Source organism: Alloscardovia macacae, from assembly GCF_002259705.1.
GTDB lineage: Bacteria > Actinomycetota > Actinomycetes > Actinomycetales > Bifidobacteriaceae > Alloscardovia > Alloscardovia macacae.
The window spans coordinates 21,691-37,170 of sequence record NZ_MWWT01000001.1 but is presented as its reverse complement, the minus strand read 5'-3'; the positions used below and the strand labels follow the sequence as shown (position 1 = coordinate 37,170).

Genomic DNA, 15,480 nt, shown 5'->3' with positions numbered 1-15,480 from the left:
CGCCCCCGTAATGTCGGCTAAAACTTCTACACTAAAAGCTAAAGAAAAGACGGCTTATAAGGGGAGCGACATGGCTGACGAGCAGGAACTGACCGCAGCGGGGAACGAAATCAGTGCGAGCTTTCTCGCCGCGAAAGAGCGTTCTGAGAAGACAGCGGAAAAATTGGAAAAAAATCCAGAAGCATACACCATGCTGACCGGAGACCGCCCGACCGGACGCCTGCATCTGGGCCACTACTTCGGATCCATCCGTGAACGTGTGGCCATGCAGAACAAGGGCGTGCACACGAACGTCATTATCGCGGACTATCAGGTCATTACGGACCGCGACACGACGGATAATATCCAGGATAACGTGCTGAACCTCGTGCTGGACTACATGGCAGCAGGCATCGACCCGGCGAAAACCATGATTTTCACGCATTCGGCAGTCTCCGCGGCGAACCAGCTTATGCTGCCGTTCCTCTCGCTCGTGACGGAAGCGGAGCTACACCGTAACCCGACAGTGAAGTCCGAAATGGAGTCCTCCGGACATGCGCTGACCGGCCTGCTGCTCACGTATCCGGTGCATCAGGCGTGCGACATCCTCTTCTGCAAGGCGAACGTGGTGCCTATCGGGAAGGATAACCTGCCACACGTGGAGCTCACGCGTACCATCGCGCGACGCTTTAACGAGCGCTATGCGAAGAAGAATCCAGTCTTCCCAGAGCCAGCGGCTATCCTGTCCGAAGCGCCAGAGATTCCAGGCCTGGACGGACGTAAGATGAGCAAGTCGTACGGAAATTCCATCATGCTGGGTGCGACGGCTGCAGAGACGGCGAAGCTCATCAAGAAGAGCCCGACGGACTCCGAGCGCATGATTACTTTTGATCCAGTGAACCGCCCGCAGGTGTCCGCTCTGCTGACTACCGCAGGACTGGTCACCGGCCGCGACCCACGCGAGATAGCTGAGGAGATAGGAAACAGCGGTGCAGGTGCGCTGAAGGCGTACGTCATCGAGTCGGTGAACGCGTTCCTCGAACCACATCGTGAACGCCGCGCAGAGCTTGCTCAGGATATGGACACGGTGCGCGACATCCTGCACGAGGGGAACAAGCGCGCGAACGCGATAGCGAACCAGACGCTGGAAGAAGTGCGCGAGGCCATGGGGATGGTGTACTAGGGCGCTGCTGAGGGGCGTTGCTGAAGGACTCGCAGGGTGTGAAGGACTCGCGGGGTGTGGCGATGCGGCGGCATCGGGGGAGCGACGATGCTCTCACGGTGCTGTCGTAATGCGCTGTTATAGCGACGTAGAGGCCCAAAGTTCGGCTCGCGGGATTCGGCGTATCTGTGCCGAGCACAGACAGAGAAGTGCGCTGAGGATAAGCGGTACGGAGAAAGTAACTAACGTCATACGGTATCCGAGGATAGGCAAGAGGCTACCTGCTACGGCTCCGCATAGGGCGCTGAGCGCCTGAGCAGGGATGGTGAGTGTGGTGGCGAGGCGGCCCTGCATCGTATCAGGAGCTTTCGCGAAGATAAAACCGAGTAAAAGCGCATTCATGAGAGGAATGGGCAGGCCGAGAAGTGAGTTCACAGCTAACGTGGGGATGAAGTGCGCACTGAGAAGTAAAGCAGATGCGAGAAGTGGTAGAGCTATGAGGCTAGAACAGACAGCTTTTCCTGTGTGGAGAAAAGAGCTCATGCGTGCTGACAGGACTGATCCGAGAAGCATAGTGGATGCTATCCCTGCACTGATAATGCCTATAGAGATGGCGCTTGCTCCAGTGGAGAGTAGATGAAGCTGGATAGTGTACTGGATGCCATTGATGGAAAAATTTACTATGCTCATGGCTACGATGATGCGCACCAGGGTGGAATGATGGAAAGTCCATGTCCATCCTTCACTGAAGTCCGTGAGGAAGGAACTGCGGGAGCTGGGGGAACTGTGGGAGATGCGGGATTGGGGGAAGTCCGAATGGCTAGTGGTCTGGGGATGCTCACGAGTATGGCCATTCGACCGTGCATGAGGCCGTATAAAAGGCGTAGCGATACTGGAAAGTGCAGATAAGCACGTAGATGCGAAGAAAGGTAGCCATGCTGCAGCAGTAAAGAGAATGCTACTGAGAGGTGCGCCAGATAAGGATAAGAATGCGTTTCGACCCTCTGTAATACTCCGTGCATATGCATAATCTTCCAGTGGAATCACAGACTTCAGGAGTGCATCTGCTGCTGGAGAGAGAAATCCCTGAACTGCAGAAAGACCCACGCAGAAGATGAGCAGGATAGTGAAATCCAGTTTGCCGATCACGAGAAGGATGCACAGCAAGCCCCATCCGAAGGTGTTCAGGAGCGAATTCGTGAAAAGTAGGATCTTTCTATCATGTCTATCGACGAATGTCCCTCCGAATACACCTGTGCACAGCTGCGCGAGAAGTGATGCAGTTCCTACCCATCCTGCTGACACAGTGGACTGGGTAAGGGTGAAAGTAAGCAGCGAGATGGCTAGTGAGTGAAGCGTAGCGGATGCCTGAGATGCTGTATCTGCAGTAAACCACGCTATATAGGAGGCGGTGTGCAGGGCATGCTTCATGGATGCTGAGGAAACAGAGGATATCATGGTATCCACCTGAAGACATCGAGAATAAGGGATACCTTCTTCTGCTTTTCTCGTGCAGGAGAAGATGTGTCAGAAGAAGCATCGGGGGATGTAGTGGGTGTCTCTACGTTTTCCCATTTACGGATGACTTCAGTGAGTTCCTGGATAAGTCCACGAGTTTGCTCGGGAGAGAGAGTGAGGACATGGTCATCACTCGTCAGAACTTCTTTCCACTCTGGTTCTATCTCATCCATGTGGTCGAGATAGCGTTCGTATGCCATGTGATGGTTCAATGCTGCTGAGCGCCGGAAAAGATCCAGAGACTCGTCGGATGCGTCGCTGGTGTGGACTGTAGTATGAGTCTGGCTTGCTTCCCACCAGCTCGAGCGCGAGTCTCCATCGGGGGAGGGAACTTTATGGGCGAGCTGGTTCTTTTCTAATAAGGAGAGATGATAACTCGTTACTCCAGGCGCTTCGTGGATGTGCTGGCTGATACTTCCCACATTTTGAGGGCCATCTACGCGCAGTGTGCCGAGAATCCGCATGCGGATGGGGTGGGAGATGACTTTGAGCATGGCAGCGGAGTCGGGTGGTGTAGCTGATACGTGCTTTTCGTGAGTGGGTGCGTGCTGTGATGGCATGTTATCTTACTCCTTCGTGTCTGAGTATTCTGATTTCGCTTGGTGATATCAGTTAGAAGCAAGTATAACAAAATATTTGTACAAATAATTTGTACAAATAATAATGAGAAGCGCGCTACCTTCATACTTCATAAATGCGTGATACGAAGGTAGCGCGCTCTACACATGTGACAGGGCCTGTGAACTGTAGGGGGCCAGGTTAGAGATGTGTGCTCTGAATGGTATATGACTCTGTAATCAGCTCTCTAGTTTTACTCGTCCTCCGCAGTATCCCCGCCATCCCCACTGTACGCACCCTCCGCGCTCAGCGGATACTTATCATCCAGCTTCCTCGGAAGCCACACGCGCAGTACGAAGCGCATAACGAGCGGAATCCCCACCCAGATGAGTATCCAGCAGGCGGTGCCGAGGTACGTCCAGATGCGGGGCATACTTCCCGGTCCCACGACCATGTAATACGCGCCGCACAGCATGGCTGCTACCACGTACACGAGAGAACTCAGGTGCTGAGCCATCCGCATGTCTTCAGAGCGCTTCCGGTTCTGGAGCGCGCGTTCTCGCTCGCGTGCCACACGGCGCTGCTCTGCCTCTTCGCGCTCGCGGTCGAGGCGATGGATGTCCTCGGCGCGCGGTTGATCATCCACGGAGTCGAAGAGCTCGCCCACGCTGATGCCGAATGCATCGGCGAGGAGGCGTAGAGTCTCCAGACTCATGTTCTCGCCGGCTTCCATACGCTGGATGGTGCGTACCGTCAGGCCTGTGAGGCTCGCGAGGTACTGCTGAGTCCATCCGTGCTCTTTACGGAGCTGTGCGATGCGCGAGAGCGTGTCCGCAGGCTTCGTCTGTGGCGTCGTCGAGGCAGCGGATGCGCTCGAAGGCGCGTTATATTCTGACATTTCTGATGTGTTTTCTGGAGTTGTAGTGTTCATACTGTTCATCCTAGAAAAGAAGGCGTGCGTGCGACCCGACAGACACACGACAGGCGTGCGACACCTGCCCGACAGCCCTTAGTCCACCGGCAGCGGCAGGAATCTGCTGAGATTATCCCGCTCTCCCATGGCGCTGATGTGCCCGGCCTCGCGCTCCTCGTCCCACCTCGTGATTCCGCATGCGAGACGTAGCCAGACGGCCGGCTCGAGCTCGATGACGTCCGGCGGCGTGAGATTATGCGGATCCGACTTCGGTCCGTCGAGTACTTTTACCGCGGCGAAGGGCGCCACGCGGACTTCCACGCCCGGCCCGGGTGCGCGCAGCTGCAGCATGTAGAGCGCGTAGCGTACCGCCATGGCCATCTGCCGGCGGCCGAGCCGTGGCGCTATGGTGAGGCGCTCGCTGCTCGTATGAGCCTGCACAGCGGCCGCGCGCGCGAGACCTGCCCACTGCCTCAGCGCGGTTTCGCCCTCGAGGATATCTTCTGCTTTTATGACTGGCATACGAGTATTCTACAGCTTTCCTGTGGTCAATTCTTCCTCACACGTAAAAAGGGAAGGCGCTCGCATAGTGCCTTCCCTTCGTGACCTCTCGGCCGCTCTCGTGAGAACCCCTGGCTCTCACGAATCGTATTCACTTTTTATCCCTGAGGGACTGGGGTAATGGTTCAGTCGCCACTGCAGGACTTCTCCAGCTGGGCTCCTCTGCATTACCGTAGAAGTAATGAAATGAGAAGTATCGCTCTACTCTTCGCTTGCCTCTTCGTCGTCTGTAACGTCTTCATATTCTGTAGCTACTTCTTTAGCTGCGCCGTTACCTAAATCGACAGGAGAAGACGAGTTCTCCCATGGTTCCTCCCATGGGTCGTACTCTGGGTTCTGCTGCCTGTAGATGTACAAGCCTACGACACCTGCGAGCATAGCGCCAAAAAGCAGCGCGAAGAACTTCCAGCCATTACTAGATCGATTCTCCATAGATGTGCTCCTTTCGTCCGGTTATGGTTTCTATTCTACCGCGGATTTGTGAAAGTGGTGTGCGTGTCCGCTAATATAGACGCATGGCTAATCCTTTTACACGTGGGACGTCCGGACCAGCAGGTCCGTGGGATCCGAGGAACCCGAATAGAAACACCGCTTCAGCAGGTGAGCGCTGGCAGCGCTTTACGCGCCGCTGGTCAAATACATGGCGCATGAACGGCCCGAACATGACGCAAGTGCTCGTGGCACTGAATGTGCTCATCTTCCTCGTGGATTCTCTCCTCAGATTTTTCCCGAGACTGTCGAACATCTTCCTCTCCTATACCGTTCTCGTACCGAACTTCGCCTACGCGCGTCCGTGGACGCTGCTGACTTCTGCATTCCTCCATGGTGGTATCCTGCATATCCTCATGAATATGCTCTCCCTCTACTTCGTGGGTAAAGAGCTCGAAAAGATGCTGGGACACTGTGCATTCCTCAGCATGTATCTGGTCAGTGCCATCGGTGCGAACGTGGTCTACGCTCTGTGGCCGGGCATGGGCATGGTTCCTGCTGTGGGTGCTTCGGGAGCCATCTATGGCCTCTTCGCAGCTATGATGACGGTGTATAACCGCATAGGAACACGCAGCCAGAGCACTCTCGTTCTGCTCTTCTTCCTGCTCGTGGTGCCTATCTTTTTCGGGAACGTGGCCTGGCAGGCTCACCTCGGTGGATTTATCACAGGTGGAGCGCTCTCGCTGCTCATGATGCACGGCCTTCCAGCCTTACGCACTGCGAGCATACACAAGCGTATGTCTATCTATGGGTCAGCACTGACTGTTCTGCTGCTCGGCGTGTGGGTGGCTGCAGCGTTTATCTAAGTTATGTGTAAATCATCTCATTTTCTCACCAGATTGGCTCTCACAGGGATGAAAAATGAGATGATTTACACATAACTGCAGGCAGAGAAAAGGGAGAGGCACCGTATCGACCGGCAGCCCCTCCCTTTTCTGTATGTATTACGCTTTAGTGCCAGAACATCATGAGCACGAAGCCTACCATCATCAGGGCGAAGCCTATGACGAGGTTCCAGAAATTGATGCCTGGGATAGGATAGCCTGGCTTCACGTAGTACACGATGACCCACACGAGGCCGAGCACGAGGAAGAAGCTAAAGAGTGGGACGAACCAGACGGGGTTCGACTTCGTTCCTTCCACAGCCTTTTCCACGCGACGCGTCTCTTCCTCGGTACGCTTCACTGCGGCCTGGACGCGTGGGCTGAGGGATTCTGGGTTATCCAGAGTCTTCTTCAGTGCTTCAGCAGCGCGGATACCTGCCAGCTCTTCGGCGGTGTGTTCTTCGGCAGACTCTTCGCCAGACTCTGCCTGCTCTGCGCTCTCGTCAGCGCGTGTCTCGTCCTGCTCGACATTCTGAGCGACGTCGTCGTTCAGCTCGACCTGGTCGAGATTTTCTTCGTTTTCAGCCATGAAAGCTTCTCCTTTTCGTTTACGCTAATAGATATAGTAGTAAAAGCGTGGGAATTCGTAAACGCGCCAGAAGGGTGGTGTCTCATGAAAAAGCGTGCACGCCACTCGAAGCATGGAAGTCTCTTAGGCGCAGTGGCCATATTCCTGTCTTTCGCCATCGTGGGCTGGATAGCAGTTACGAATGTGAAGAACCCTGGGACGACGTATCATGCGGATACGGCCGAGATCATCGCGGGGAGGCAGAAGCGCATTGATGAATTGCAAAAAGACATCGATGATAAAACGCAAAAGATAGATACTCTCCAGAAGGTCGTCGCGGATACCAGTACGAACGACCCGAGCACGAGCGCGGACGATGCCAGCGGAAAGCTGCCGGCGCTCGAGGGCCCGGGCGTCACCGTCACGCTGAGCGACTCGCAGAAGTGGGAGCAGGCAGTGAAGACGCAGAACGCAAATCCGAACGATTACGTGGTCCATCAGCAGGACATCGAGGCCGTAGTGAACGCTATGTGGGCGGGCGGTGCGGAAGCCATCACCATCCAGGATCAGCGCCTGCTGCCTACGTCTGCCATCAAATGCATAGGAAACGTGCTGCTGCTGAACGGAAAGCAGTACGCGCCGCCGTATCGCATTTCGGCTATCGGCGATATCGATAGTCTCACGTCTAGTATTAATACGTCAGAAACTGTACGAATTTATAAGCAATACGTGGATGCAGACGGCCTGGGCTGGCAGCTCGATACGAGCAAAACGCTGACGTTTAAGGAAACGTCGGCGCCACTTCAGGCCATGAAGTACGCGACGGCTGACCGAACTTCGGACAGCGCGAATACGCGCTCGCACTGAGCGTTCCGGCGCACTGAGCACATCCACGGGACAGGTGATACAGCATGAGTGACTTAGAATATAGCAGCAGGCGCGAGGCGCGCTCGGCGCGGTCTGTGGCAGGACGCGCAGACGGCTCGAGCACGAACGTACGCGGCTCGAGCACGGGCAGTGCAGACGGCTCGAGTGCAGACGGCTCGAACGGCGCAGGTAAGCGCGCTCTGAACACGACCCTCAGCGTGGTGGGCGAGGCGCTCATCACCTTCGCCCTCGTGTGCGCACTCTACATCGTCTGGCAGCTGTGGTGGACCGGCGTGGAAGCCGAAAAAGTGCAGCTGAGCGACCCGACCACGTCCTCGTGGACGGATCCGACGGCGAAAGACGGTAGCGTGCAGGTGGCCGCGGATAATCCTGTGGACACCACGCCTGTGGAGGATGCGTCGTATAAGTACGGGGATACTCTCGGAAAGATATACATCCCACGATTCGGGCAGAATTGGAGCCGAACGGTGGTGGAGGGCACGGATGATGCCCAGCTGAACCGTCACGGCATGGGACACTATACGGACACGCAGAAGCCGGGCGAAGTGGGGAACTTCGCTCTGGCGGGACATCGCGCGGGATACGGTGAGCCGCTGGGTAACGCGGATAAGCTCACGAATGGCGACTACATCGTCATGCGCACGCAGAACTACTGGTATGTCTACCAGTATGAGCGCACTGAGATAGTGACGCCAGACCGCTACGATGTGGTCTCGCCAGTGCCAGAAAAGCCAGGCGAGACGCCTACTCAGCGCTACATTACGCTGACCACGTGTGAGCCGAAGTACGCGGAGGCGACGCATCGTCTCATCGTTTTCGGAAAGCTCGTGAGCTGGTCGAATGTCTCGGAAGGCGTGCCGAGCGTGCTCACGCAGAAGAGCGCGAGCGGTCAGGTGACCTTCACCGCGGACTCCACGCGCACGATTACCTCGCAGATTCCGGATTTGAAGATAGTCATGCTATGGCTGCTCGTGGCTTATGCTGTAGTGGCTGTGGCAGGCGCTGTGGCATGGCGCTGGCCTGCTGTGCGCGCATACCGTCAGCGTTCGCGCTCGCAGCGCATCTTCAGCCTGTACGGCTGGCTGATGCGCCTGCAGCCGGGCGTTCTGGCCGTGCGCATCATTCTGGCTGTGCTGCTCTTCCTCGTCGTGACGGCGGCATGCTTTGAGTGGCTCTTCCCGTGGGCGGCTGTGCATGTGCCGTATCTGCAGGTGGCGTCGAACTACGTATCCGTTTCGGCCAATTAACCCTCTTTGCACAGGAGACGAGCCTCCCTTCAGGGAGGCTCGTTTGCGTAGGGCTAGAAGAATCCACGTGTCTCGAAGAGATAAATCCAGCGTATACGCGAGCCCTCACCGTCGAGGGCATAGTAGCATGTGTGGCTGAGACTAGAGCCTTCAGGGTGCGTTTCATCTATGTGGACGAGTGCGATTTTATCTGCTCCATAGCGCTCTACGGCGGACAGAAGCGCCGAACAGTCATGGTCGTTACTCGCACACAAGCTCTGAGAAAAGGGGTCATCGCGCACAGTAAGCGTGACAGTGCTGGCACCATACTGTGCTCCTTTGCACGAGTAGAGGGAAAACGAGGGGCGACCAGATGGCCGCCCCCATGTCATTGCGCGTTAGTTAGTTCGTTCCCGAGCCATTCTGCTGGTTTGTGGTCGAGCCGGAATTCGAGTTTGACGTCGAGGAGTTCGAGCTGCCCGAGCCAGCACGCGTAGCCAGCGTGATGGTAGCATCCTTCGGGACATCCGTGGTGGACGTCACTTCCGTGCCATTCGCGTAAATATGCGTGACCACTGCGCTGTCATCCGTGCTCGACCCGTTCTGTGCCGAAGCAGTGAATCCCAGAACGCCGAGGGCCCAGGTGGCGTTACGGTAAGATTGACCTACGTAACGAGACGGATCCAGCGAAACGGTCTCCTGCGGCTTCTGGCCCTTCGAAACGACGAGGGTCACGGACGAGCCGCGCGCGACGCTCGTACCTTCAGCAGGATCGACCGTCATGACCGAACCAGCAGGAACGTCGTCGCTGTAGTCGCCGTCACGCACGACGGCCGTAAAGCCGTGATCCTGCAGAATCTTCGTGGCATCCTGCTGCGTCTGACCGGTCAGACCCGTCGGCACAGAAGCGTTACCGGACGCGATGTACAGGTTCACCGTGGAACCTCTCGTCGCGTTCGAGCCGGATGCCGGATCCGTGCGCGTCACCTTATCCTTATCCACGCTATCCGAGTCCTCCGAGGACACCGAGCCCACCTTAAATCCGGCCTTCTCCAGCGCCTGACGTGCGGCAGACTGCGTCATACCAGACACATCCGGCACAGCGGTAGACTGCGGGCCAGCGGAGAACCAGACGCGCACCGTGGACCCGCGGCGCGCGCTCGCGCCACCAGCAGGATCCTGCTTCGTGAAGGTACCCGCATCCTCGGAAGACTCCGAGTCCGTCTCCGCTTGGAAGACGAATCCAGCGCGCTCCACAGCATCCTTCGCCTGAGCCTGCGTCATGGACGCGGTGATGGTAGGCACCGTGGCAGAAGCCTGCGCGCGACCGAGGAACCACCAGCCGAGCACGGCTGCCAGGATGATGACGGCACCGGCTACGCAGGACCAGATGGTGATGGCCTTCCTGCGCTTCTTCTGCTTTTCCGCGAGAGCTGCCTGGCGCTGCTGCGTGCGGCTGTTCGCCGCGGCTCCCGGGTTCGAGTTCACATCTGCTGCGGAGTGGGCGAGGTTCGCCATGGAGGCGTCCTCGAAGTCATTCATGTCCTCGCCGAAGGTGCCAGGGAAGTCGAGGCTGTCGAAAGCGCGGGTGGCGGTAGTCTCTTGTGGCAGGGCCTGCGTCGGCGGGACGGTGCCTGATCCGGCGCCCGCTCCTGGGGTGCCTGCTGTACCGTTCATGCCTGCCGCGTTCGCCGCCGGCATGACGGCCGTAGCGCCCGCTGCCGCTGCTGCCGCGCCTGCTGCACCAGCCGCAGCAGCGCCGGCTCCAGCGAGCGGAGCCACGCGGTCCACACCTTCTATAGCCGGCGTACCGCCAGCCGCTATGGTCGCGATGTCCTTACGGAACTGCGCGGCCGTAGCGTAGCGCTGTGTGCGGTCCTTCGCCATGGCCTTCGCGCAGACAGCATCCCAGATAGGATTCAGAGCAGGAATAATGTCCGTAGGCTTCGTAGCCGTCTCGCTGACGTGCTGGTAGGCTATGGCCACAGCTGAGTCGCCCGTAAACGGTGGGCGGCCCGTGAGCATTTCGTAGAGCACGCAGCCTGCCGAGTACAGATCCGAGCGGGTATCCACCACTTCACCGCGCGCCTGTTCCGGGCTGAGGTACTGGGCAGTGCCCACCACGCCCTGGCTCTGGGTGAGAGTGGCTGCGGAGTCATCCATCATACGAGCGATGCCGAAGTCCATGACCTTCACGGCGCCCTGCTCGGAGATCATGATGTTCCCCGGCTTGATGTCGCGGTGGATGATGCCCATGCGGTGCGAGTACTCGAGAGCGTTCAGCATACCGAGCATGATCTGGCTGGTATCGCGCTGGTTCAGCGTACCATTCACTTTCAGGATGTCGCGCAGAGTCTGGCCCTTCACATACTCCATAACGATGAACGGCAGACGCAGTGTGTTCCCTGTGTCTGGGTCAGTAATCTCCTCTTCATCCGTGTCGAAGATGGACACGATGTTCGGATTATTCAGCAGAGCGATGGACCGTGCTTCCAGGCGGAAACGCTTCAGGAAGGTCTGGTCATTCGCTAAGTCTGAACGCATAATCTTTATGGCCACAGTGCGGCCTAAGCGGGTATCTATACCCTTGCGGACTTCTGCCATGCCTCCATGGCCGAGGAGCTCACCGACGGTGTAGCGTCCTCGCGAGAGAGTCGATGGTGTGAAGATACTCATCGTTCGCCTTCCTTTGCGTGTGTGCCAGGTGTGCCGTGTGGTGCGTGTGATGCCTGGATGTGTACGTCGTTCTGTTCTGCATACGTTGCGTGGGCCGCGTGAGCTGCGTGGGCTGCGTGGGCTGCACTCTGCTGCGCCGCGCCCTGCTGCACCGCGTGTTCGCCTTCCGGCGCGTTCGTCGTATAAATGTAGCGTGGATAGTGCTTTGCGCTGCTTACCGTGCGAGGTTCTTTATGAATCTCCTGAGTTTTAAAGCCAAAGCGAAATCCACCGTTATCATTCTCCTGCTCGCCGAGAGCCTGCGCTTCGGCGTCGAGGAGCCTGCGTTCTATCTTCGCCAGCGTTCGGGAGATGACAAGTGCATTTTCTGGGCGGTCTGCTGGATTCTTCGCCAGCATGCTCATAATGAATTCGTTCAGCTGCCAGTCTACGGATTCAGGAAGCGGTGGTACCGCTTCGTTTACATGAGCCGCAGCGATGTCCACTGGCGTCTTCCCGGTAAACGGACGGTGTCCGCACAGTCCCTCGTATGCCACCACACCCAGTGAGTAGATGTCCGACTGTGGCGTGGCCTGCTCGCCCTGAGCCTGCTCAGGGGAGATGTACTGGGCTGTACCCACTACCATGCCGTCCTGAGTAATCTGTCCTTGGTCCATGGAGTAGGAGACACCGAAGTCGGTTATCTTTACTTCGCCGGTGTCCGAAACCATGATGTTCGCAGGCTTCACATCGCGATGAATGATGCCGTGCGAGTGCGCCACGAACAGGCCGCGCGCCGTCTGAATGAGGATAGGCAGCAGCTGAGTGGCGGGCATAGCGCCGTTCTTTTTAAAAATCTGGGATAGGCTCGGGCTCGGCACGTACTCCATGATGATGTAGCCTATGCCATTATCTTCGTAGTATTCGAAGAGCGCGGCTATGTTCGGGTGCGCGAGGTTCGCGGAGTTCCGGGCTTCTGCCCTGAGACGACGTAGCTTCGAATCGTCCACGGTGAGGTCCGCGCGCATGGCTTTGATGGCCACAGTACGGTTGATTTCCATGTCCCAGCCGCGCCACACTTCGCCCATGCCTCCCTGTGCGAGGCGCTGGTCGAGCCTGTAGCGGCGGTGTATTAACTGACCTTCTACTAATCTCATGACAGGTACTCCTGGATGAGAGAGCGCATGATAGGACCTGCTTCCTGAATTCCGTATCCTTTAATGCCGTGCAGCACGACGCTGATGGCTATCTTCGGCGTTCCGTCCGCGGGTGCGAAGCCCATGAGCCATCCGTTATTCGTTCCGTTTCCGAGTTCTGCTGTGCCCGTTTTTGCTGCTATTTTTATGTTACTTATTTTCAGCGTCGGCGTATCGTTATCGACCACGGACTGCATCATCGTGTTCAATTTTCCCGCTGTGTCCGCGCTGAATGCCTCGGATAGGGTCGTAGTAGAACGCTCAGAGATGATGGATAAGTCACTGGCACGCACCGAGTCCACGAGCGTAGGCTTCAGCATGACGCCATTATTCGCCACAGTAGAAGCTATCATGGCGTTCAGCAGCGGCGTGGTACGCACATCCGACTGTCCTATGGAGCTGAGCGCGAGCTTATCTGCACTCAGGTTGCTCGGGAACTTCGACGCCGTAGCTTGCATAGGTACGCCTATGCTGTCGGTACCATCGATGTTTATGGTACTTCCATAGCCGAGCTTTTTCGCCATATTTGCCACAGCATCCTGGCCGAGTGTGACGCCCAGCTGCGCGAAAGCAGTATTCGAGGAGTAGGTGAGCGCATTCATGAGCGAGATCTGCCCATTCGTGCCATCGCCTCGGCTCACTGCATTCGGCAGCACCGTGGTGGTGCCTGGCAGAGTGTACTCGGAGCCCGCTGGAATCATGGTATCTGGCTGGTAGTTACCCGATTCGAGAGCTGCCGCTGCTACGACCACCTTAAAAGTGGATCCTGGAGAGTACAGCTGGCTCGTGGCACGGTTAATGAGTGGGCTCGAGTCGCTGCTCGCCAGCTGAGTCCACGAGTTCGCCACTTCCGAGGTGTTATGGCTGGCCAGCTCATTCGGATCATAGCTCGGCGTGGATGCCATGGCGAGAATGCGTCCCGTAGTCGGCTCCATGGCTACTACAGCGCCATCATATCCATTCTTCTGCAGCAGCTCGTAAGCGAGGTTCTGCAGCTTCGTATCTATGGACGTGGTGATGATGGCTCCCGAGTTCTTCTCCCCGCTCAGCAGCCCCTTCAACTTCGCCATCCACAGCGAGCTGGACTGCCCGGACAGCTGGGAGTTACGCGACGCCTCTATGCCTCGGTCTGCGCGCACAGTGACGGAGAAGTATCCTGTCACGGGGGAGTAGACCGGACCGTTACTGTACGAGCGCTGGAAGGAGAAGATGTCCTTTGACTCTGTAGAGCTGGCCAGCACTGTGCCGTCCGCAGCGAGGATGGATCCGCGTGGCTGGGCATACTCGTGGTAGAGTGCGCGCGTGTTCCGCGTATCTGAGTTGAGAGACTGCGCGTTCACCACCATGAGGATGCTCGACGAGATGCCCAGTATGGTAAAGAGGGCCACGATGACGTAAAAGATGTGACGAAGTGTCCTATTCATCGTATTCCTCCTGTTCTCGGGTATCTGTAGGTGGTTCTGTGCTGTCTGGTTCGGCGTCCGATTCCGTGTCTGATTCGGCATCCGTGATGAACTGTGTCGCAGTGGATACAGCCTGCGAGGCTACTTCGCGAGATGCCCGGTGCGAGCGCAGCATCTTCTGCTTTTCTTCCTGTGCTTTCTTCTCGTTAATCACTTCGAGAGCAGCCATGGCGAAGGTGTCCGAGCTCGTATCCTCATCAGGACGGTTCGCTTGATGGGAGATGATGAGCAGGAGTGTGGCCACCATCCAGTTCGCCACGAGACTCGATCCGCCTGCTGCCATGTATGGCAGAGTCAGACCCGTCAGCGGAATAACCAGAGTGATGCCACCCACCACGGTGAAGATCTGGAATGCCATGGTGAAGACCAGTCCAGAAGCCAGAAGCTTTCCGAAACCATCCTTCACTTTTATGGCGGTGACTATGCCCGTGCAGATGATGACCGTATAGATGGCCAGCACAGCGAAAAGCCCCGTCAGCCCCAGCTCCTCGCCGAGAGAGGAGTAGATGAAGTCTGAGTTTGCGAGAGGAGTGAGCGCTGGGTAACCCTGGCCGAGTCCAGTGCCGAAGAGGCCACCCGCTGCCAGGCCGAAGATGCCCGTGACGAGCTGCTGAGAGCCTCCCACCGCGAGGTAGACGTGGTTATCGAAAGGATGAAGCCACGCCTCTACGCGGTTACCCACGTGGCTAAAGACCTGAGAGGCGAAGAAGGCAGCGGCCACAAAGAAGATAAAACCGATGATGATCCAGCTCACGCGTCCCGTGGCCACGTAGAGCATGCACACAAACATAGCAAAGAAGAGGAGGCCAGTACCTAGGTCCTTCTGCAGGACGAGCACGCCCATGCACGCCGCCCACACCACGATGATGGGACCGAAGTCGCGCAAGCGTGGCAGGTGTAGAGCGCCTATCTTTTTGCCTCCCACAGCCAGACGGTCTCGGTGGTCGAAGAGGTACGAGGCGAAGAAGAATGCCATGAATATCTTCGCGAATTCTGCCGGCTGGACGCTGTGTCCCAGCACGTTTATCCAGATGCGCGAGCCGTTAATGGAGACGCCGAGCCCCGGAACCATAGGGGAGAAGAGCAGCGCTAGGCCGATGACCATAGAGATGTAGCTGAACTTCCTAAAAATGCGGTAATCTTTTACCGCCACGAGCGTGCCGCCCATGAGGACGAGGGAGAGTAGGAACCACACGAGCTGGTTAAATCCCGCGGACGACGCGCGTCCGAGTCCTTCATTCTCGTAGTCGATGCGGATGATTTCCATGCACCCTAAAAGTGTGAGCATGGTCACTCCGAAGAAGATATTCTGGTTCGCATAGCTTTTGAGCTGACGGAGGATAATCCACACCACGAGGCTGAGCACGCCTGCAGCACCGAGCGCCATCATATAGCGCTGCGGTACGCTGCCCGCACTCACACTTTCGAACATATGCAGGAAGCCCACACTGCTCAGCACTGCTACGAGTGCGAGCAGAGC

General features: G+C 57.2%; 14 protein-coding genes. 4 read left to right on the top strand and 10 right to left on the bottom strand.

Annotated elements, in window-relative coordinates; all coding sequences use genetic code 11:
- Window positions 1–70 precede the first annotated feature (70 nt).
- Complete coding sequence (gene trpS / locus ALMA_RS00155; RefSeq protein ID WP_094725873.1) at window positions 71–1,162, top strand: tryptophan--tRNA ligase; 1,092 nt, start codon at window positions 71–73, stop codon at window positions 1,160–1,162.
- 117 nt (window positions 1,163–1,279) lie between these two features.
- Here the strand turns inward: trpS and ALMA_RS00150 are convergent, their stop codons facing one another.
- The 5 genes from ALMA_RS00150 to ALMA_RS00130 form a co-directional block, all read right to left on the bottom strand.
- Entirely contained in the window at window positions 1,280–2,599 is a 1,320-nt protein-coding gene (locus ALMA_RS00150) for an MFS transporter (protein WP_094725872.1), read from the bottom strand.
- Complete coding sequence (locus tag ALMA_RS00145) at window positions 2,596–3,219, bottom strand: winged helix-turn-helix domain-containing protein (RefSeq protein WP_094725871.1); 624 nt, start codon at window positions 3,217–3,219, stop codon at window positions 2,596–2,598. The genes ALMA_RS00150 and ALMA_RS00145 overlap by 4 nt, the downstream gene beginning before the upstream one ends.
- Before the next feature lie 251 nt (window positions 3,220–3,470).
- Window positions 3,471–4,148, bottom strand: coding sequence for a helix-turn-helix domain-containing protein (locus ALMA_RS00140; protein WP_158520615.1), 678 nt, complete (start codon window positions 4,146–4,148; stop codon window positions 3,471–3,473).
- Window positions 4,149–4,226: 78 nt separating this feature from the next.
- A complete protein-coding gene (locus tag ALMA_RS00135) occupies window positions 4,227–4,652 on the bottom strand; it encodes a sterol carrier family protein (protein ID WP_094725869.1) in 426 nt (141 codons plus the stop codon).
- A gap of 240 nt (window positions 4,653–4,892) precedes the next feature.
- The gene (locus tag ALMA_RS00130; protein WP_094725868.1) at window positions 4,893–5,123 is read right to left on the bottom strand and encodes a hypothetical protein; all 231 of its coding nucleotides are present in this window, start codon (window positions 5,121–5,123) and stop codon (window positions 4,893–4,895) included.
- A gap of 83 nt (window positions 5,124–5,206) precedes the next feature.
- Between ALMA_RS00130 and ALMA_RS00125 the strand changes: the two genes are divergently transcribed.
- Window positions 5,207–5,986 (top strand): rhomboid family intramembrane serine protease, encoded by a 780-nt coding sequence (locus tag ALMA_RS00125; RefSeq protein WP_094725867.1) that lies wholly within the window; start codon window positions 5,207–5,209, stop codon window positions 5,984–5,986.
- A gap of 145 nt (window positions 5,987–6,131) precedes the next feature.
- Here ALMA_RS00125 and ALMA_RS00120 read toward each other — a convergent pair whose 3' ends face one another.
- The gene (locus ALMA_RS00120; protein WP_094725866.1) at window positions 6,132–6,593 is read right to left on the bottom strand and encodes a cell division protein CrgA; all 462 of its coding nucleotides are present in this window, start codon (window positions 6,591–6,593) and stop codon (window positions 6,132–6,134) included.
- Between the two features lie 84 nt (window positions 6,594–6,677).
- Here ALMA_RS00120 and ALMA_RS00115 point away from each other — a divergent pair, with 84 nt between their 5' ends.
- Both ALMA_RS00115 and ALMA_RS00110 read left to right on the top strand, forming a co-directional pair.
- On the top strand, window positions 6,678–7,439 hold the full coding sequence (locus tag ALMA_RS00115; RefSeq protein ID WP_094725865.1) for a DUF881 domain-containing protein: 762 nt from the start codon (window positions 6,678–6,680) through the stop codon (window positions 7,437–7,439).
- A gap of 44 nt (window positions 7,440–7,483) precedes the next feature.
- The gene (locus tag ALMA_RS00110; protein ID WP_094725864.1) at window positions 7,484–8,707 is read left to right on the top strand and encodes a class E sortase; all 1,224 of its coding nucleotides are present in this window, start codon (window positions 7,484–7,486) and stop codon (window positions 8,705–8,707) included.
- Window positions 8,708–9,088: 381 nt separating this feature from the next.
- Here the strand turns inward: ALMA_RS00110 and ALMA_RS00100 are convergent, their stop codons facing one another.
- Genes ALMA_RS00100 through ALMA_RS00085 form a run of 4 tightly spaced genes read right to left on the bottom strand, consistent with a single transcriptional unit; the run spans window position 9,089 to window position 15,432 of the window.
- Entirely contained in the window at window positions 9,089–11,362 is a 2,274-nt protein-coding gene (locus tag ALMA_RS00100) for a protein kinase domain-containing protein (protein WP_094725862.1), read from the bottom strand.
- Window positions 11,359–12,498: a serine/threonine-protein kinase gene (locus ALMA_RS00095; protein WP_094725861.1), complete on the bottom strand. Its 1,140-nt coding sequence runs from the start codon at window positions 12,496–12,498 to the stop codon at window positions 11,359–11,361. The genes ALMA_RS00100 and ALMA_RS00095 overlap by 4 nt, the downstream gene beginning before the upstream one ends.
- Window positions 12,495–13,961: a peptidoglycan D,D-transpeptidase FtsI family protein gene (locus ALMA_RS00090; RefSeq protein ID WP_094725860.1), complete on the bottom strand. Its 1,467-nt coding sequence runs from the start codon at window positions 13,959–13,961 to the stop codon at window positions 12,495–12,497. The genes ALMA_RS00095 and ALMA_RS00090 overlap by 4 nt, the downstream gene beginning before the upstream one ends.
- Entirely contained in the window at window positions 13,954–15,432 is a 1,479-nt protein-coding gene (locus tag ALMA_RS00085; protein WP_094726162.1) for an FtsW/RodA/SpoVE family cell cycle protein, read from the bottom strand. The genes ALMA_RS00090 and ALMA_RS00085 overlap by 8 nt, the downstream gene beginning before the upstream one ends.
- Between the last annotated feature and the right edge of the window lie 48 nt (window positions 15,433–15,480).